General features: G+C 60.0%; 19 protein-coding genes. 8 read left to right on the top strand and 11 right to left on the bottom strand.

Annotated features, from left to right (window positions below; genetic code table 11):
• Window positions 1-151: 151 nt before the first annotated feature.
• Complete coding sequence (locus E4T63_RS04505; protein WP_135294968.1) at window positions 152-910, bottom strand: Nif3-like dinuclear metal center hexameric protein; 759 nt, start codon at window positions 908-910, stop codon at window positions 152-154.
• Between the two features lie 103 nt (window positions 911-1,013).
• On the opposite strand from E4T63_RS04505, the gene algW reads away from it, so the two are divergent.
• From algW to E4T63_RS04490, 3 genes are all read left to right on the top strand, one after another.
• Entirely contained in the window at window positions 1,014-2,168 is a 1,155-nt protein-coding gene (algW, locus tag E4T63_RS04500) for a Do family serine endopeptidase AlgW (RefSeq protein ID WP_096795365.1), read from the top strand.
• Between the two features lie 87 nt (window positions 2,169-2,255).
• Entirely contained in the window at window positions 2,256-4,361 is a 2,106-nt protein-coding gene (locus E4T63_RS04495; RefSeq protein WP_135294967.1) for a TonB-dependent siderophore receptor, read from the top strand.
• Window positions 4,362-4,373: 12 nt separating this feature from the next.
• Complete coding sequence (locus E4T63_RS04490; RefSeq protein WP_135294966.1) at window positions 4,374-5,093, top strand: DUF4198 domain-containing protein; 720 nt, start codon at window positions 4,374-4,376, stop codon at window positions 5,091-5,093.
• Window positions 5,094-5,548: 455 nt separating this feature from the next.
• Here the strand turns inward: E4T63_RS04490 and hisC are convergent, their stop codons facing one another.
• The 10 genes from hisC to E4T63_RS04440 form a co-directional block, all read right to left on the bottom strand.
• Window positions 5,549-6,601, bottom strand: a complete 1,053-nt coding sequence (gene hisC, locus E4T63_RS04485) for a histidinol-phosphate transaminase (protein WP_135294965.1) — start codon at window positions 6,599-6,601, stop codon at window positions 5,549-5,551.
• A 2-nt stretch (window positions 6,602-6,603) separates the two neighbouring features.
• The gene (gene hisD / locus E4T63_RS04480; RefSeq protein WP_027610855.1) at window positions 6,604-7,929 is read right to left on the bottom strand and encodes a histidinol dehydrogenase; all 1,326 of its coding nucleotides are present in this window, start codon (window positions 7,927-7,929) and stop codon (window positions 6,604-6,606) included.
• A gap of 124 nt (window positions 7,930-8,053) precedes the next feature.
• Entirely contained in the window at window positions 8,054-8,689 is a 636-nt protein-coding gene (gene hisG, locus E4T63_RS04475) for an ATP phosphoribosyltransferase (RefSeq protein ID WP_007967226.1), read from the bottom strand.
• A 127-nt stretch (window positions 8,690-8,816) separates the two neighbouring features.
• A complete protein-coding gene (gene murA, locus E4T63_RS04470; RefSeq protein WP_134785444.1) occupies window positions 8,817-10,082 on the bottom strand; it encodes a UDP-N-acetylglucosamine 1-carboxyvinyltransferase in 1,266 nt (421 codons plus the stop codon).
• A gap of 22 nt (window positions 10,083-10,104) precedes the next feature.
• Window positions 10,105-10,344 (bottom strand): BolA family protein, encoded by a 240-nt coding sequence (locus E4T63_RS04465; protein WP_003221710.1) that lies wholly within the window; start codon window positions 10,342-10,344, stop codon window positions 10,105-10,107.
• Window positions 10,345-10,460: 116 nt separating this feature from the next.
• A complete protein-coding gene (locus E4T63_RS04460) occupies window positions 10,461-10,766 on the bottom strand; it encodes an STAS domain-containing protein (protein WP_027610853.1) in 306 nt (101 codons plus the stop codon).
• Window positions 10,763-11,416 carry an MlaC/ttg2D family ABC transporter substrate-binding protein gene (locus E4T63_RS04455; RefSeq protein WP_027610852.1) on the bottom strand — a complete coding sequence of 218 codons (654 nt, stop codon included), beginning with the start codon at window positions 11,414-11,416 and terminating at the stop codon, window positions 10,763-10,765. Before E4T63_RS04455 ends, E4T63_RS04460 begins: the two co-directional genes overlap by 4 nt.
• A gap of 11 nt (window positions 11,417-11,427) precedes the next feature.
• Window positions 11,428-11,895, bottom strand: coding sequence for an outer membrane lipid asymmetry maintenance protein MlaD (gene mlaD, locus E4T63_RS04450; RefSeq protein WP_007967220.1), 468 nt, complete (start codon window positions 11,893-11,895; stop codon window positions 11,428-11,430).
• Window positions 11,895-12,692: a lipid asymmetry maintenance ABC transporter permease subunit MlaE gene (gene mlaE, locus E4T63_RS04445; RefSeq protein WP_003221704.1), complete on the bottom strand. Its 798-nt coding sequence runs from the start codon at window positions 12,690-12,692 to the stop codon at window positions 11,895-11,897. Before mlaE ends, mlaD begins: the two co-directional genes overlap by 1 nt.
• A complete protein-coding gene (locus tag E4T63_RS04440) occupies window positions 12,692-13,501 on the bottom strand; it encodes an ATP-binding cassette domain-containing protein (protein WP_003221703.1) in 810 nt (269 codons plus the stop codon). The genes mlaE and E4T63_RS04440 overlap by 1 nt, the downstream gene beginning before the upstream one ends.
• Window positions 13,502-13,776: 275 nt before the next feature.
• Here E4T63_RS04440 and E4T63_RS04435 point away from each other — a divergent pair, with 275 nt between their 5' ends.
• Genes E4T63_RS04435 through lptB form a run of 5 tightly spaced genes read left to right on the top strand, consistent with a single transcriptional unit; the run spans window position 13,777 to window position 17,113 of the window.
• Complete coding sequence (locus E4T63_RS04435) at window positions 13,777-14,751, top strand: KpsF/GutQ family sugar-phosphate isomerase (RefSeq protein WP_027610849.1); 975 nt, start codon at window positions 13,777-13,779, stop codon at window positions 14,749-14,751.
• Entirely contained in the window at window positions 14,751-15,275 is a 525-nt protein-coding gene (locus E4T63_RS04430; RefSeq protein WP_007967216.1) for a KdsC family phosphatase, read from the top strand. Before E4T63_RS04435 ends, E4T63_RS04430 begins: the two co-directional genes overlap by 1 nt.
• An 8-nt stretch (window positions 15,276-15,283) precedes the next feature.
• Window positions 15,284-15,856, top strand: a complete 573-nt coding sequence (lptC, locus tag E4T63_RS04425; protein WP_027610848.1) for an LPS export ABC transporter periplasmic protein LptC — start codon at window positions 15,284-15,286, stop codon at window positions 15,854-15,856.
• Window positions 15,843-16,388 (top strand): lipopolysaccharide transport periplasmic protein LptA, encoded by a 546-nt coding sequence (gene lptA / locus E4T63_RS04420; RefSeq protein ID WP_096795357.1) that lies wholly within the window; start codon window positions 15,843-15,845, stop codon window positions 16,386-16,388. The genes lptC and lptA overlap by 14 nt, the downstream gene beginning before the upstream one ends.
• On the top strand, window positions 16,388-17,113 hold the full coding sequence (gene lptB / locus E4T63_RS04415) for an LPS export ABC transporter ATP-binding protein (RefSeq protein ID WP_007967211.1): 726 nt from the start codon (window positions 16,388-16,390) through the stop codon (window positions 17,111-17,113). Before lptA ends, lptB begins: the two co-directional genes overlap by 1 nt.
• Window positions 17,114-17,293: the final 180 nt, after the last annotated feature.

The raw sequence follows: 17,293 nt of genomic DNA, 5'->3' as shown, positions 1-17,293 counted from the left end.
CGAAAGGGCATATGAATATGCCCACCCGTTTGGGCACCCACCCCTTGTAGGAGTGAGCCTGCTCGCGATAGCGGTGTATCAGTCGCCGCTATGTTGAATGTGACAAAGCTATCGCGAGCAGGCTCACTCCTACAGGCGAAATGCGGTGGATTCAGATCGGGTTCGGGCAATCGATGAAGATGTGTTCGAGGGCGAAACGTTTTGCCAGGTAGTCACCCAACGCCTGCACGCCATAGCGCTCGGTGGCGTGGTGGCCGGCGGCGATGAAGCTGATGTCGTTTTCCCGCGCACTGTGGAAGGTCTGCTCGGAGGCTTCACCACTGAGGAACAGATCGACACCCGCCGCCACGCCCTGATCGATATAGCCCTGCCCGCCACCGGTGCACCAGCCGACCCGACGAATCATCCCACTGCCCTCGACCAGCAGCGGCTCGCGGCCCATGACGTCTTTAACCTTGCGGGCGAAATCCCTTGGGGTCATTGGCTCGCTCAACGACCCGACCAGTCCGACAATTTTGAAGTTGTCCGGATCCAGTGGCCCTTCAACGGTAATGTCCAGCTGACGCGCCAGTTGCACGTTGTTGCCGACCTCCGGATGCAGATCCAGCGGCAAGTGATAGGCGAGCAGACTGATGTCGTGCTTGAGCAAAGTCTTCAAGCGCCGCTGCTTCATGCCGGTGATGCACGGGTTCTCGCCTTTCCAGAAATAACCGTGATGCACCAGTATCAGATCGGCCTCGGCCTCCACCGCCGCGTCAAGCAGCGCCTGACTGGCGGTGACGCCACTGACGATGCGCATCACTTGCGGTCGGCCTTCGACCTGCAGGCCGTTGGGGCAATAATCGGCGATTTTCGCACTGCCAAGGTAACGGTCGGCTTCTTCGACGAGGGTGCTGAGGGCGACGGCCATGAAAGACTCCTGAAAATCCCGTTCAGAGGCGCGCGCGGCCTCGTATAATGCGCGACATTATGGGCGGTCTGACCCCGCCTGCAACTTTTCCAGGACGTGCTTAATGCTCAAGGCGCTGCGTTTTTTCGGCTGGCCGCTGTTGGCCGGTGTGCTTATCGCTCTGTTGATTATTCAGCGTTACCCGCAGTGGGTCGGGCTGCCGAGCCTCGATGTCAACCTGCAACAGGCCCCGCAAACCACCAGCGTGCAGCAGGGGCCGGTGTCCTATGCCGACGCGGTGACCATCGCCGCACCGTCGGTGGTCAACCTTTACACCACCAAGGTCATCAACAAACCGGCGCACCCGCTGTTTGAAGACCCGCAGTTCCGGCGCTTCTTCGGTGACAACTCGCCGAAGCAGAAACGCATGGAATCGAGCCTCGGTTCCGGGGTGATCATGAGCCCGGAAGGCTACATTCTGACCAATAACCACGTGACCACCGGCGCCGACCAGATCGTGGTGGCGCTCAAGGACGGTCGCGAAACCCTCGCCCGGGTGATCGGCAGCGATCCGGAAACCGACCTCGCGGTGCTGAAGATCGACCTGAAAAACCTGCCGGCGATCACCGTCGGCCGCTCCGACAGCATCCGCATCGGCGATGTCGCGCTGGCCATCGGCAACCCGTTCGGCGTCGGCCAGACCGTGACCATGGGCATCATCAGTGCCACCGGGCGTAACCAGTTGGGCCTGAACAACTACGAAGACTTCATCCAGACCGACGCGGCGATCAACCCGGGCAACTCCGGCGGCGCGCTGGTCGATGCCAACGGCAACCTCACCGGCATCAATACGGCGATCTTCTCCAAGTCCGGCGGCTCGCAGGGCATCGGTTTTGCGATCCCGGTGAAACTGGCGATGGAGGTAATGAAGTCGATCATCGAGCACGGTCAGGTGATTCGTGGCTGGCTCGGTATTGAAGTGCAGCCGCTGACCCAGGAACTGGCCGAGTCGTTTGGCCTGTCCGGGCGTCCGGGGATTGTCGTGGCGGGCATCTTCCGCGATGGCCCGGCACAGAAGGCCGGCCTGCAACTGGGTGACGTGATTCTGAGTATCGACGGCGAACCGGCCGGTGATGGCCGCAAGTCCATGAACCAGGTGGCGCGGATCAAGCCGACTGACAAAGTGACCATTCAGGTCATGCGCAACGGCAAAGAGCTGAAGCTCACCGCTGAAATCGGCCTGCGTCCGCCGCCTGCACCGGTGAAAGAAGAAGAGTAAAACTTTATTCGCGCCGAGTGCGCGAATGAAAGACACTCTCAACAGGCATGTTATATTGTTTCAATTTAACGATTGGAACAACATAACATGTCGTCTCGAAAAAAGGCTTCGCTGCTTGGCCTGACCCTGGGCCTGCTGGGCGATCCGGTCTTCGCCGAAGATCCGCAACCCCTCGAACTCGACGCCATCAGCGTCACTTCCGATTATGAATCCCCCAGCGGGCCGGTCAGCGGCTACCGCGCGACGCGCTCCGCCAGTGCAACCAAAACCGACACCGCCATCCGCGACATTCCCCAAGCGATCAGCGTGGTGCCGGCCAGCGTGCTCAAGGATCTGGGCAGCCACAATGTCGAACGCGCACTGGAATTTGCCGGCGGCGTGTCGAAGCAGAACAATTTTGGCGGCCTGACGCTGTACGAATACAGCGTACGCGGCTTCACCACCTCGGAGTTCTACAAGGACGGTTTCAGCGCCAATCGCGGCTACCCGAGCACGCCGGACGCGGCCAATGTGGAGCGCATCGAAGTCCTCAAAGGTCCGGCCGCGAGCCTGTATGGCCGTGGCGATCCTGGCGGCACGGTAAACATCGTCACCAAAAAGCCGCAGCCCGAAGCGTTCACCACCCTGCAGACCAGCGCTGGCAGCTGGGATCGTTATCGCACGGCACTGGACGTCAACACGCCGCTCGACGAGCAGGGGGACGTGCTCTCACGGATCAACCTCGCGGTCGAAGACAACCACAGCTTCCGTGATCACGTCGACAGCCAGCGGGTCTTCGTCGCACCTTCGATCAGTTGGCAACTGAGCCCGGACACTTCGTTGTTGGTGGAAAGTGAAATCGTCCGGCACAACTCCACGTTCGACCGAGGAATCGTCGCGCCGAACAACAAATGGAACGGCGTTTCGCGCTCGACCTTCCTCGGTGAACCGAACGACGGCAACATCGACAACCACAACAACCTGCTCCAGGCCACCCTCGAACATCACCTCAGCGACAGCTGGAAACTGCGTCTGGCCAGCCACTACAAGGAAGGCAAACTGTGGGGCGACGCGTCTGAAAGTCGTGCGCTGAACGCCGATGGTCACACGGTCAACCGACGCTACCGCGAACGGGACACTAACTGGCACGACAGCATCACCCAATTGGAGCTGCGCGGTCTGTTCGACCTCGGCTCGTGGCAGCACGAACTGCTGATCGGCACCGAATACGAGAACTTCCGCAAGAACGAACGCGTCACTACCATCGCTGGCGGTCCCTACGCCATCGACATCTACAAGCCGATCTACGGCCAACCGAAACCCAACGGCCCACGCTCGGGTACTGACTTCTTCGAACACGTCGAAAGCCACGCACTGAACCTGCAGGATCAAATCATCTTCACCGACAAACTGCGCGGAATGATCGGCGCACGCTTCGAACACTTTGATCAACGCATCGACGATCACACCCACGATGCCAAAAGCCAGCAGACTCACGACGCCCTCACCCAACGCGCCGGCCTGCTCTATCAGTTGACGCCGAACACCGGCCTGTTCGCCAACGCCTCGACCTCGTTCAAACCGAATAACGGCCTCGACGCCTCCGGCAAATCCTTCGATCCCGAAGAAGGTGTCGGCTACGAAATCGGCATCAAGAACGAACTGTTCGACGAGCGCCTGAGCAGCACCCTCGCCTACTTCCACATCGACAAGGAAAACGTCCTCGCCCTAGATCCGAACACCGATACCAGCCGCGCGATGGGCAAGGCGCGCAGTCGCGGTTTCGACTGGCAAGTGACCGGGCAAGTGACCGATGCCGTGCGGGTGATGGGTGCCTTCGCTTACATCGACGCTGAAGTGACCAAGGGCGACGCAGCAATCCCGACCGGCAGCCGCATCCTCGGCGTGGCCAAGCGCAGTGGCAGCCTGCTCGGTGTGTACGAATTTCAGGACGGCCATTTGCGCGGCTCGGACGTCGGCGCGGCGTTCACCTATGTCGGCGATCGCTCCGGTGAAGCCGGCGGTGATTTTGAACTGCCGGCCTATCACACCTTCGATCTGCTGGCCCATTACAAGGCCAGCGACAACGTCACGGTTGGCCTGAACCTGAACAACCTCTTCGACGAAAAATACTACGAGCGCTCCTACAGCAATTACTGGGTCAACCCCGGCGAGCCGCGCAATTTCACCGTCAGCCTGACACTCAACCTGTAAAAGGACGTCACCATGCAATACGGCAAAACCCTACTGATCATCGCCGCTTTGTTCGTCACTCAAGCCTCGGCCCATGGCCTGTGGACCGAACAACGGCGCGGCAACATCGAAGTGATCTACGGCCATGGCGCCGAAGACAATGCCTTCAAGGCGCAGAAAATCAGCGGCGCCTGGGCCTATGACACAAGCGGCAAAATGATCCCGGTGAGCGTCGAATGCCTGTCCGATCACGCGCGCCTGAAGCCGCTAAAAACACCGGCGGTCATGGCCGTCGCACTGAACAACGGCATGTGGTCGCAAACCGCCGACAGAAAATGGATCAACGAAGGCCGCAGCAAAGTGCCGGGTGCTGTCGAAGCCACCGAGACGCTCAAGTACAGCCTGGCGATTTATCAACCGGAAGCAAAGTTGCCCAGGCTTGAGCAGATCAAGTTGCTGATTTTGCCGGAGGTCGACCCGCTGACCGTCGGCCCGGGCAAATCATTGCCGGTACGGGTGTTGCTCGATGGCAAGCCGGCAGCGGGCGTGAAGCTGATTGGCGACTATCGCAATGCACCGAACACCCTGAGCACTGAAACGGACAAGGACGGACGCGCGCAAGTGCTGGTGCGTAATGAAGGATTGAATGTGATTGCGGCGCAGGTGGAAGTGCCGGTGAAGGACAGCGCGGATGTGAACAGTCGCGGGCTGTTCAGTTCGCTGACGTTCCTTGGCGAACCGCATCACGAGTAAAAGCGCACCCTCACCCCAGCCCTCTCCCTGAGGGAGAGGGAGCAGACCGAGCTGTCTTGCGAAGTACATCGACCTGAAAATCCGAGTCGATTATGGATTCAGTACAGCACTCTCACGTCAGCGAAACTCTGCAATATCCCCCAATCAGTCCCCTCTCCGTCTGGGAGAGGGAGCAGACCGAGCTGTCTTGCGAAGTACATCGACCTGAAAATCCGAGTCGATTATGGATTCAGTACAGCACTCTCACGTCGGCGAAACTCTGCAATATCCCCCAATCAGTCCCCTCTCCCTCTGGGAGAGGGAGCAGACCGAGCTGTATTGCGAAGTACATCGACCTGAAAATCCGAGTCGATTATGGATTCAGTACAGCACTCTCACGTCGGCGAAACTCTGCAATATCCCCCAATCAGTCCCCTCTCCCTCTGGGAGAGGGCTAGGGTGAGGGGCTTTGGCTTTTAGAGGTCGCCAAGCCCATCAATCAGCGCCTGATTCTGCTCCGGCGTACCGATCGAGATCCGCAGGAACTGGGCAATCCGCTCCTGCTTGAAGTGACGCACGATCACACCCTGCTCGCGCAGTTTGGCTGCCAGCCCTGCTGCATCGTGTTGCGGGTGCCGGGCGAAGATGAAGTTCGCCGCCGACGGCAGCACCTCAAAGCCCTTGGCCTGCAATTGCGCGATGACCCACTCACGGCTCTCGATCACCAGACGGCAGGTCTTGTCGAAATACTCGCGATCCTCGAACGCTGCCGCCGCACCGACAATCGCCAGACGATCCAGCGGATAGGAGTTGAAGCTGTTCTTGATCCGCTCCAGCGCTTCGATCAGATCCGGATGACCCACCGCCAGACCAACGCGCAGCCCGGCCAGCGAGCGCGACTTGGACAGGGTCTGGGTCACCAGCAGGTTCGGATAACGATCCACCAGACTGATCGCGGTTTCGCCGCCGAAGTCGATATAAGCCTCGTCCACCACAACCACCGAATCCGGGCTGGCCTTGAGGATCTGCTCGACCGCCTCCAGCGCCAACAGGCAACCGGTCGGTGCATTCGGGTTGGGGAAGATGATCCCGCCATTCCGCTTGGCGTAGTCCGCCGGGTTGATCTGGAACTGCGCGTCCAGCGGCACGGCATCGAACTGGATGCCGTACAGACCGCAATACACCGGATAGAAGCTGTAGCTGATGTCCGGGAACAGCAGCGGCTGCTCGTGTTGCAGCAGACCGTGGAAGATGTGCGCCAGCACTTCGTCCGAACCATTGCCGAGGAACACTTGATTGCTCTGCACGCCGTAGTAGTTAGCGACGGCGTTTTTCAGCAGATCGCTGTTCGGGTCTGGGTACAGACGCAGGTTGTCGTTCAGTTCGGTCTGCATCGCCGCCAGGGCTTTTGGCGACGGGCCGTAGGGGTTTTCGTTGGTGTTGAGCTTGACCAGTTTGGTCAGCTTTGGCTGTTCGCCCGGCACATACGGCACCAGATCCTTGACGAACGGACTCCAGAATTTACTCATGATCAGTTCCCCTTCTGCTCAGCTTTGATGCGGTATTCGGCGCTGCGTGCGTGCGCACTCAGGGATTCGCCACGGGCCAGCACCGAAGCGGTCTTGCCCAGCTCGGAAGCACCGGCCTCGGAGCAGAAGATGATCGACGAACGTTTCTGGAAGTCGTACACACCCAGCGGCGAGGAGAACCGCGCAGTGCCGGAGGTCGGCAGCACGTGGTTCGGGCCAGCGCAGTAGTCGCCCAGCGCTTCGGAGGTGTGGCGGCCCATGAAGATCGCGCCGGCGTGACGGATCTGCGGCAACCACGCTTGTGGATCAGCGACCGACAGCTCCAGGTGTTCCGGGGCGATACGGTTGGCGACTTCGATGGCTTGCGCCATGTCGCGCACATGAATCAATGCACCGCGACCATTGATCGAGGTTTCGATGATGGTCGCGCGGTCCATGGTCGGCAGCAGTTTGTCGATGCTGGCGGCGACCTTGTCGAGGAATTCGGCATCCGGGCTGACCAGAATCGCCTGGGCGTCTTCGTCGTGTTCGGCCTGGGAGAACAGGTCCATGGCGATCCAGTCCGGATCGGTCTGGCCGTCGCACACCACAAGGATTTCCGACGGGCCGGCGATCATGTCGATGCCGACCTGACCGAACACGTGACGCTTGGCGGTGGCGACATAGATGTTGCCCGGGCCGACCACCTTGTCCACCTGTGGCACGCTTTCGGTGCCGTAAGCCAGCGCGGCAACCGCTTGTGCGCCGCCGATGGTGAACACCCGGTCAACGCCGGCAATGCACGCCGCCGCCAGCACCAGTTCATTGAGCTCACCGCGCGGGGTCGGCACGACCATGACCACTTCGGTCACGCCGGCGACCTTGGCCGGAATCGCGTTCATCAACACCGAAGACGGGTACGACGCCTTGCCGCCCGGTACGTAAAGGCCGGCGCGATCCAGCGGCGTGACCTTCTGCCCGAGTACGGTGCCGTCGGCCTCGGTGTAGCTCCAGGAATCCTGTTTCTGTTTTTCGTGATAGCTGCGCACTCGCGCCGCGGCTTTTTCCAGCGCTTCGCGCTGCGCCACAGTGATGCGAGTCAGGGCCAGCTCCAGGCGCTCGCGCGGCAGAATCAGGTCAGCCATCGACGCCACTTCGAGGCCGTCGAACTTCTGGGTGAACTCGACCAGCGCCGCGTCACCGCGCTCGCGCACCGCCTTGATGATGTCCAGCACGCGCTGATTGACCGAGTCGTCAGACACACTTTCCCAGCTCAGCAGATGATCCAGATGATGCGCGAAATCCGGGTCAGCAGCGTTGAGTCGGCGAATTGCAGTCGGTGCGGTCATAGCGAGAGCCTCATAGGAATGGCAAAAACTCAGGCGCCCGAAACTATCATTCGATCCGCTTGGGCACCTGAGAATTCTGGCTATGAGGCGGATAGACGGCGCGACCAGGGGTCGCGCAGGTACATCAGCCGCGGTGTCGCGATTCCACTGCGTTGCGCAGGGTATCGATCAACGCCTGGATTCGGGCGTGTTGCATCTTCATCGAAGCCTTGTTGACCACCAGGCGCGAGCTGATCGTGGCGATCAGTTCCTGGGGTTCCAGGCCGTTGGCGCGCAGGGTGTTGCCGGTGTCGACCACGTCGATGATCTTGTCGGCCAGACCGATCAGTGGCGCCAGCTCCATCGAACCGTAGAGCTTGATGATGTCGACCTGACGGCCCTGCTCGGCGTAGTAACGCTTGGCGACGTTGACGAACTTGGTCGCCACGCGCAGGCGGCCCTTGGGCTCGGCCGCGCCGATCTTGCCGGCGGTCATCAGCTTGCACTGGGCAATCTGCAGATCCAGCGGCTCGTACAGGCCCTGGCCGGTGTATTCCATCAACACGTCTTTACCGGCGACGCCGAGGTCGGCCGCGCCATGCTCGACATAGGTCGGCACGTCGGTGGCACGCACGATCAACAGACGTACGTCATCCTGAGTGGTGGGGATGATCAGCTTGCGGCTCTTGTCCGGATTCTCGGTCGGCACGATGCCGGCTTCAGCGAGAAGCGGCAGGGTGTCGTCAAGGATGCGGCCCTTGGACAGTGCGATGGTCAACATGGGAAACGTCAGTCCTTATCAAGGTACTCATGTCCGGTCGCAATCGGCGCCGGACACACATCGAGCCGGATACCGGCTCGACTCGAAACAAATTCAGTGGACACGTCCCTGTGTCCGCATGCAGCAATCAGCCCGGAACGCGACGGATCTTGGCGCCCAGCATCTGCAGTTTTTCTTCGATGCACTCGTAACCACGGTCTATGTGGTAGATGCGATCGATCAGGGTGTCGCCTTCGGCCACCAGTGCCGAGATCACCAGGCTGGCCGAAGCACGCAGGTCAGTGGCCATCACTGGCGCGCCCTTCAGGACTTCAGTACCGGTGACGATCGCGGTGTTGCCTTCGACCTGGATCCTGGCGCCCATGCGGTGCAGTTCGTACACGTGCATGAAACGGTTTTCGAAGATCGTCTCGATCACTGCGCCTGTGCCTTCGGCAATGGCGTTGAGCGAGATGAACTGGGCCTGCATGTCGGTCGGGAACGCCGGGTACGGCGCGGTGCGCACGTTGACCGCTTTCGGGCGCTTGCCGTGCATGTTCAGCTCGATCCAGTCTTCACCGCTGGTTACTTCAGCGCCGGCTTCACGGAGCTTTTCCAGAACGGCTTCGAGGATGGTCGGATCGGTGTCCTTGACCTTCACGCGGCCACCGGTGACCGCAGCGGCCACCAGGTAGGTGCCGGTTTCGATACGGTCAGGCATGACCTTGTAGAAGCACGAACCCAGACGCTCGACGCCATCGATGGTGATGGTGTCGGTGCCGGCGCCGGAAACCTTGGCGCCCATGGCGTTGAGGAAGTTCGCCAGGTCAACCACTTCCGGCTCGCGCGCGGCGTTCTGCAGGACGCTGCGGCCCTTGGCCAGGGCAGCTGCCATCATGATGTTTTCGGTACCGGTCACACTGACGGTATCGAAGAAGAAGCTGGCGCCGCGCAGGCCGCCTTCAGGCGCCTTGGCCTTGATGTAGCCGCCTTCGACGTCGATCACCGCGCCCATGGCTTCGAGGCCACGGATGTGCAGGTCAACCGGACGCGAACCGATGGCGCAACCGCCAGGCAGGGCGACTTCGGCTTCACCGAAACGCGCAACCATCGGGCCCAATACCAGGATCGAGGCACGCATGGTTTTCACCAGTTCGTACGGCGCGATCAGGGTCTTGATGGTGCGTGGGTCGATTTCGACGCTGAGTTTCTCGTCGATCACCGGCTCGATGCCCATGCGACCGAACAGCTCGATCATGGTGGTGATGTCGTGCAGGTGCGGCAGGTTGCCAACGGTCACCGGGCCATCGCACAGCAGGGTGGCAGCCAGAATCGGCAGGGCGGAGTTCTTCGCCCCGGAGATACGGATTTCGCCATCAAGACGAACGCCACCGGTAATAATCAATTTATCCATAAGAATCTCGACGCCCTTGGGCTCAGGTGCGCTCGGCCCAGGCCGCGCGGCTGAAAAATTTCATAGTGACCGCATGGATGCTGCCATCGGCGATCCACGGGTTCAAATGGGCATAGATGCTCTGCTGACGCTTGACCGGGCTTAACGCCGCCAGTTCATCGCTAATCACGTTCAGCTGAAAGTTGCAGCCTTCGCCTTCAACTTCCACCTGCGTTCCTGGCAGCTTCCCTTCAAGGAAGCTCTTCACTTCTACGGCCTGCATGCTCAACCTCAATCGGCGCCCTGTGCGCACGGGTCGGACATCATACAAAAAAGCCCCGCGCCTGCGAACCCCGCATTGGCAGGACTCTGACGGGGGGCTTGTTTATCGATGCGGGTTCAGGGGTGCGCCAGCAACTCGGTCAGTTCACTGACCTGAGCGATTTCGCGCATGTCTTCCGGCATCGCACGGATGCTGACGGCCTTGCCGGCCGCCTGGGCATCGCGCATGAAGCACAGCAGCAAGGACAAGCCGACGCTGCTGGACTTCTTCACTGCCGAGCAATCGATGACCAGCGATGCCGCCTTGCTGGACTTGATCAGCGCCTGGCCTTCCTTGCGCAGGTCGGGACCTGTGCGGTAATCCAGTACTCCACTGAGCAATAGCTCGTCGACGTCACTCATACGAACTGCCGCCTCATTCATTGCGCTGGCTTCTCGGCAGCTTTCTCGGTGGTTTCCTTGGCCTTGGCCACTTCGCCAGCCCAATTGTTGATGGTCTTGTCCAGATCGTTGCCATTGCGCTGCATCGCGTCGGCGAACTGATCACGGAACAGCTTGCCGATGTTGATGCCGTTGATGATCACATTGCGCAGTTTCCACTCGCCATTGATCTTCTCCAGCGTGTACTGCACAGGGTAGATCGCGCCGTTGTTGCCCTTGACGGTCATGCCGACGCTGGTGCGATCGCCGGACTCATCCTTGGCAGGATCAACGGTGATGCCCTGGTTGTTGTACTCGAGCAAAGCGTTGCCATAGAACTGGAACAGGCCGCGCTTGAAGTTTTCCTGGAAGGTCTGCATCTGCGCCGGCGTGGCCTTGCGCGAATACTTGACCGTCATGATGCTCTTGGAAATGCCTTCGGCATCCACCACAGGTCCGACGATGGTGTTCAGCGCCGTGTAGAAGTCCTGCGGATCCTTCTTGTACTTCTCTTTATTGGCCGACAAGTCGGCCAGCATCCGGTTCGTGGTGTCCTGAATCAGGTCGTGCGCCGACTGTCCGGGCGCAGCGCTAGCCAGCATCGGCAGTGCCGCAAGCAACACCAACAGGCCACGTCGCAAGGTAGAGATCATTCAAAAGCTCCTCATTTGGCGTCTTTGCTAACGGTATTGAGCAGGAATTTACCGATCAGGTCTTCCAGTACCAGAGACGACTGCGTGTCGTGGATGGTTCCACCATCCTTCAGACGGGTGTCTTCCCCGCCCACGCTGATACCGATGTACTTCTCGCCCAACAGGCCAGCGGTCAGGATAGACGCTGTGGAGTCGGTCGGCAGGTTGTCGACCTTTTTATCCACTTGCAGGGTTACCCGACCGGTGAAGCTGTCGCGATCCAGATCGATGGCCGTGACCTTGCCGATGGTTACGCCAGCCATGGTCACTTTGGCTCTGACCGTCAAACCGGCGATATTGTCGAAGTAGGCATACAGTTTATAGGTGTCGGTGGTCGAAGTCGGAGACAGGCCACTGACCCGCAGAGCCAGTAGCAACAAAGCCAGGATCCCTGCCAGCAGGAACAGGCCGACACCGATTTCCAGGGTGCGGTTTTGCATCAGAAATCTCCAAACATCAAAGCGGTCAGAATAAAGTCCAGGCCCAGTACCGCCAGCGAGGCGAATACCACGGTCTTGGTGGTGGCGCGACTGATGCCCTCGGAAGTGGGCTCACAGTCGTAGCCTTGGAAAACGGCGATCCAGGTCACGACGAAGGCGAAAACGATACTTTTGATGACGCCGTTGAGCACATCGCTGGTGAAGTTCACGCTGTTCTGCATGTTCGCCCAGTAGGAGCCTTCATACACGCCAAGCCAGTCGACAGCCACCCACGAACCGCCCCAGATTCCCACCACGCTGAAAATCATCGCCAGCACCGGCAGGGAAATGAAACCGGCCCACAGACGCGGGGCAATAATGTATTTGAGCGGATCGACACCGATCATTTCCAGGCTGGAAAGCTGTTCGGTGGACTTCATGTTGCCAATTTCTGCGGTCAGCGCCGAACCGGCACGCCCGGCAAACAGCAACGCCGTCACGACTGGCCCCAGTTCACGCAGCAACGTCAGGGCCACCATCTGCCCCACCGCCTGCTCCGAACCGTAGCTCGACAGAATACTGAAGCCCTGCAGCGCCAGCACCATGCCGATGAAAATCCCCGACACGACGATGATCACCAGCGACATCACGCCGACCGAATGCAACTGCTTGACCAGCAGGCCGAAACCGCCGCTGATGCCGCCACGACCGAGCAGGGCGTGAAACAGGAACAGGGTCGCGCGGCCAAACACCGCGACGGCGTCGATCGCCGCCTCGCCGAACCGGCGTACGCGTTCTATTAATGAAATTCTGCGCATCAGCGCTTCCCCAGAAGATCTGCGCGGTAATCCGTCGCTGGAAAATGATACGGCACCGGGCCATCGGGGTTGCCGGTCATGAACTGGCGAATACGCGGTTCATCCGAATTCATCAATTCGTCCGGCGTGCCCTGCCCCAGCACCTGACCATCACCCACTACATAGATGTAGTCAGCGATGCTCGCGGTTTCGGCCAGATCGTGGGAGACCACGATGCTGGTGATCCCCAGCGCATCGTTGAGCAGACGGATCAGGCGTACCAGCACGCCCATGGCGATCGGATCCTGACCGACGAAAGGCTCGTCATACATGAGAATCTGCGGATCGAGCGCAATCGCCCGGGCCAGGGCGACCCGACGCTTCATGCCCCCGGACAGCTCGTCGGGCATCAGCTCGATCGCACCGCGCAGACCGACCGCCTGCAATTTGAGCAGGACGATGTCGCGGATCATTTCATCCGGCAATTGGGTATGAACGCGCAGGGGGAAAGCGACGTTCTCGAAGACATCGAGATCGGTGAACAGCGCGCCGCTCTGAAACAGCACACCCATGTGCTTGCGCGCATCGAACAGATCACTGCGCGACAGCGTCGGCAGGTTCTGGCCGTTGACCCAGACTTCGCCGCTGGATGGACGCAACTGCGCACCCATCAGGCGCAACAAAGTGGTCTTGCCGCACCCGGAAGGTCCCATGATGCCGGTAACCTTGCCACGCGGGATGCGAATATCGACGTTATTGAAAATGCTGCGCGCACCGCGCTTGAAGGAGACTCCCTTCAGCTCGACCGCGTAGGCGTTATCGGCACTCATCTAAACTCCTTGCGATGCAGCCTCTCACTCGGACGCCTGGCTTTCCGCAGAAAGCACATACCTCCCGGGCAGGCCGAACTGGCGGCGAACTATATCACTGCAAAGGCCAAGCGCCCAAGGCCCATGCCCCCCTGTGTTCAGCGATATGACAGGCGCGGCCGCGCTTTTTCAGGGTTTTGGTTACGAGGAATGACAAAGCGCGACGAACTTGCGTGAGGCTTTTCAACATAACCGCTATAATCGCCGCCTTTTCATCGGGCTATACGATTTCTGACATGAGCCAATCCAGCGACCTGATTCAATCGGCACAACGCACCATTCGCCTCGAAGTGGAAGCCGTACAAGGCTTGTTGCCCCATATCGACGCCGATTTCGTACGCGCTTGCGAGATGATTCTGGCCAGCAAAGGCCGTGTGGTCGTGGTCGGCATGGGCAAATCCGGGCACGTCGGCAACAAGATTGCCGCGACCCTGGCCAGCACCGGCACCCCGGCATTTTTCGTCCACCCGGCCGAAGCCAGCCATGGCGACATGGGCATGATCACCCGCGACGACGTGATCCTCGCCCTCTCCAACTCCGGCTCGACCAACGAAATCGTCACCCTGCTGCCATTGATCAAGCGCCTCGGCATCCAGTTGATCAGCCTCACCGGCAATCCGCAGTCGCCGCTGGCCAAAGCTGCCGAAGTCAATCTCAACGTTCATGTCGAACACGAAGCCTGCCCGCTGAACCTTGCACCGACTTCCTCGACCACCGCCGCGCTGGTCATGGGCGATGCCCTGGCCGTGGCGCTGCTGGAAGCGCGTGGTTTCACCGCCGAAGATTTTGCCTTTTCACACCCGGGCGGCGCTCTGGGTCGACGCCTGCTGCTGAAAGTGGAAAACGTCATGCATGCCGGGCAAGAGCTGCCGCAAGTGCAGCGCGGCACCCTGCTCAAGGACGCGCTCATGGAAATGACCCGCAAGGGTCTGGGCATGACCGCGATCGTTGAAGCCGATGGCAAACTGGCCGGAATCTTCACCGACGGCGATTTGCGCCGCACGCTGGACCGCAGCATCGACATCCGCAGCGCCACCATCGACCAGGTCATGACCGCACACGGCAAGACCGCACGGCCCGAGATGCTCGCCGCCGAAGCCCTGAAAATCATGGAAGACCACCGAATCAACGCACTGGTTGTCGTGGACGAAGAAGATCGCCCGATCGGCGCCTTCAACCTCTCCGATCTGCTGCGTGCAGGAGTGATGTAATGACCACCGATCTGCTGCAACGCGGCAAAGCGATCAAACTGGCGGTGTTCGACGTCGACGGCGTCCTCACCGACGGGCGCCTGTACTTCCTCGAAGACGGCAGCGAATTCAAGACCTTCAACACCCTCGATGGCCAGGGCATCAAAATGCTGATGAATGCCGGTGTCGAGACTGCCATCATCAGTGGCCGCAAGACCCCGGTGGTTGAACGCCGGGCGAAGAACCTCGGTATCCCGCACCTGTTTCAGGGTCGCGAAGACAAATTGGTGGTTCTGGACGGCCTGCTGGCGCAACTGGGCCTAAGCTATGAACAGGTCGCCTACCTGGGTGACGACCTGCCTGACTTGCCGGTGATCCGCCGCGTAGGGCTGGGCATGGCCGTTGCCAATGCTGCCGACTTCGTGCGCGAACACGCCCATGGCGTCACTCGGGCCCGCGGTGGCGAAGGTGCCGCCCGCGAATTCTGCGAATTGATCCTGCGCGCCCAGGGCCGCCTCGATGCGGCCAACGCCGCGTACCTGTGAGCCAAATCATGTTTAGCAAAAAATTTCGCAACTTCCTGCTGTTCGGCTGCATCGCTGCGATGTTTGCGGCGGTCGGCTACTGGAACATCAGTCCGGAACGTTTCCTCGACAAGCCTGTGGCCAAGGTCGAAGACACTGCCATCGACTGGTACGCCACCAATACGCATACCCTGCAATATCTGCCGGACGGCAAAGTGCAGTACGAAATGACGTCGGACAAGGCCGAACACCTGAAAGCGACGGATGTGACTCTGGTTACCAAACCCGACCTCAACATGTATCGCGGCACCGAGTTTCCGTGGCACGTGACCAGCGAACGCGGCGAAGTGAATCCGGACGGAACGCAGGTAGAATTGATCGACTCGGTACGCATCAAGCGCACCGATGAAAAGAAACGCGACACCCTGATCACCAGCACACGCATGACGGTGTTCCCTCAGCAGCAATATGCGCAGACCGAGCAACCCGTTAGAATCGACGGCGCTGGCGGTGTATCGACTGGCGTGGGAATGAAGGCGTATTTGAAGGAAAGCAGGATACACCTGCAATCGAACGTAAGAGGACAGTATGAGGCTCGTTAAAACCCTCCCTATTTTGCTCAGTCTGGGCGCAGCACTGGGAAGCGTGAGCGCCTGGGCTCTGCCGAACGATCAGCAGCAACCTATCCGCATTCAGGCCGACGACGCCCAACTGGACGACAAGAACGGCATCGCCACCTATAAAGGTGATGTGATCATCACCCAGGGCTCAATGATCGTTAAGGGCAATACGGTGACCATCACCCGTACTCCGACCGGCGATATCGACGTGGTGACCTCGGTGGGCAACCTTGCCTACTTCGAGCAACTGCAAACCCAGGGTGACGCCAAGCCTGTTCAGGGCTGGGGCGTGACGATTCAGTACCACGCCGCGCAAAACCGCGTCGTGCTGATCGACAAGGCCAAGGTTGTCGACAAGGACAACAACACCACTCAGGGCGAGAAAATCGTCTATGACACGGTGAAGAAACTGGCCAGTGCCGGTCGCGCTACCGGCAGCAAAGTCACCGAAGCGCGTCCGCGTATCGACATGGTGATCCAGCCGAAGAAGAAAACCGACGAGAAAACCCAGTAATGGCAACTCTGAAAGCTCAACACCTGGCCAAGGCCTATAAAAGCCGCCAGGTTGTGCGCGACGTCAGCCTGTCGATCGACAGCGGCCAGATCGTTGGCCTGCTCGGCCCGAACGGTGCCGGCAAGACCACCTGTTTCTACATGATCGTCGGCCTTGTGCAGGCCGATCAGGGTCGCGTGCTGATCGATGATCTGGACGTCAGCCATCAGCCGATGCACGGCCGCGCCAAGGCCGGTATCGGCTATCTGCCGCAAGAAGCGTCGATCTTCCGCAAACTGTCGGTGGCAGATAACATCATGGCCATCCTCGAAACCCGCACGGAACTCGACAAGGCCGGTCGTCGCAAGGAACTGGAAAGCCTGCTGCAGGAATTCCACATCAGCCACATCCGCGACAACCTCGGCATGAGCCTGTCCGGTGGTGAACGCCGCCGGGTGGAAATCGCCCGCGCCCTGGCGACCGCACCGAAATTCATCCTGCTCGACGAGCCGTTCGCCGGTGTCGACCCGATTTCGGTCGGCGACATCAAGCAGATCATCCATCACCTCAAGGCCAAGGGCATCGGTGTTCTTATCACCGACCACAACGTGCGTGAGACCCTGGATATCTGCGAAACCGCCTACATCGTCAACGACGGTCAACTGATCGCCGAAGGCGATGCGGCGACCATCCTTGCCAACGATCTGGTGAAGGAAGTGTATCTGGGCCACGAGTTCCGCCTGTAAGCACCAAGGCACTTGGCCAGCCTCCGGGTGCTGTATCGATGAAGCAGGCTTTTATACGCTTTTATTGTTACAGCGCTCTAGGCAAACACGACAGTTTCAGGCATATAATTTGCTTAAGTTTGGCGCTCCGGCGCCCTGTAGTGGATGGCGCATGCGCGCCGGCGAATAAGGTGTTAAGCC

This window comes from Pseudomonas fluorescens (assembly GCF_004683905.1).
GTDB classification, from domain to species: domain Bacteria; phylum Pseudomonadota; class Gammaproteobacteria; order Pseudomonadales; family Pseudomonadaceae; genus Aquipseudomonas; species Aquipseudomonas putida_A.
The sequence above is the reverse complement of the archived record's forward strand: the minus strand, read 5'-3'. Positions and strand labels throughout refer to the sequence as shown.

Excerpts from the sequence above, each read along its gene's own strand:
- murA (WP_134785444.1), bottom strand. The coding sequence starts at position 10,082 with ATGGATAAATTGATTATTACCGGTGGCGTTCGTCTTGATGGCGAAATC.
- E4T63_RS04465 (WP_003221710.1), bottom strand. The coding sequence starts at position 10,344 with ATGCAGGCCGTAGAAGTGAAGAGCTTCCTTGAAGGGAAGCTGCCAGGA.
- lptA (WP_096795357.1), top strand. The coding sequence starts at position 15,843 with ATGAGGCTCGTTAAAACCCTCCCTATTTTGCTCAGTCTGGGCGCAGCA.
- hisC (WP_135294965.1), bottom strand. The coding sequence starts at position 6,601 with ATGAGTAAATTCTGGAGTCCGTTCGTCAAGGATCTGGTGCCGTATGTG.
- E4T63_RS04435 (WP_027610849.1), top strand. The coding sequence starts at position 13,777 with ATGAGCCAATCCAGCGACCTGATTCAATCGGCACAACGCACCATTCGC.
- E4T63_RS04460 (WP_027610853.1), bottom strand. The coding sequence starts at position 10,766 with ATGAATGAGGCGGCAGTTCGTATGAGTGACGTCGACGAGCTATTGCTC.
- mlaD (WP_007967220.1), bottom strand. The coding sequence starts at position 11,895 with ATGCAAAACCGCACCCTGGAAATCGGTGTCGGCCTGTTCCTGCTGGCA.
- hisD (WP_027610855.1), bottom strand. The coding sequence starts at position 7,929 with ATGACCGCACCGACTGCAATTCGCCGACTCAACGCTGCTGACCCGGAT.
- E4T63_RS04505 (WP_135294968.1), bottom strand. The coding sequence starts at position 910 with ATGGCCGTCGCCCTCAGCACCCTCGTCGAAGAAGCCGACCGTTACCTT.
- E4T63_RS04430 (WP_007967216.1), top strand. The coding sequence starts at position 14,751 with ATGACCACCGATCTGCTGCAACGCGGCAAAGCGATCAAACTGGCGGTG.
- lptC (WP_027610848.1), top strand. The coding sequence starts at position 15,284 with ATGTTTAGCAAAAAATTTCGCAACTTCCTGCTGTTCGGCTGCATCGCT.
- mlaE (WP_003221704.1), bottom strand. The coding sequence starts at position 12,692 with ATGCGCAGAATTTCATTAATAGAACGCGTACGCCGGTTCGGCGAGGCG.
- lptB (WP_007967211.1), top strand. The coding sequence starts at position 16,388 with ATGGCAACTCTGAAAGCTCAACACCTGGCCAAGGCCTATAAAAGCCGC.
- E4T63_RS04440 (WP_003221703.1), bottom strand. The coding sequence starts at position 13,501 with ATGAGTGCCGATAACGCCTACGCGGTCGAGCTGAAGGGAGTCTCCTTC.
- E4T63_RS04490 (WP_135294966.1), top strand. The coding sequence starts at position 4,374 with ATGCAATACGGCAAAACCCTACTGATCATCGCCGCTTTGTTCGTCACT.
- hisG (WP_007967226.1), bottom strand. The coding sequence starts at position 8,689 with ATGTTGACCATCGCACTGTCCAAGGGCCGCATCCTTGACGACACCCTG.
- E4T63_RS04455 (WP_027610852.1), bottom strand. The coding sequence starts at position 11,416 with ATGATCTCTACCTTGCGACGTGGCCTGTTGGTGTTGCTTGCGGCACTG.
- algW (WP_096795365.1), top strand. The coding sequence starts at position 1,014 with ATGCTCAAGGCGCTGCGTTTTTTCGGCTGGCCGCTGTTGGCCGGTGTG.
- E4T63_RS04495 (WP_135294967.1), top strand. The coding sequence starts at position 2,256 with ATGTCGTCTCGAAAAAAGGCTTCGCTGCTTGGCCTGACCCTGGGCCTG.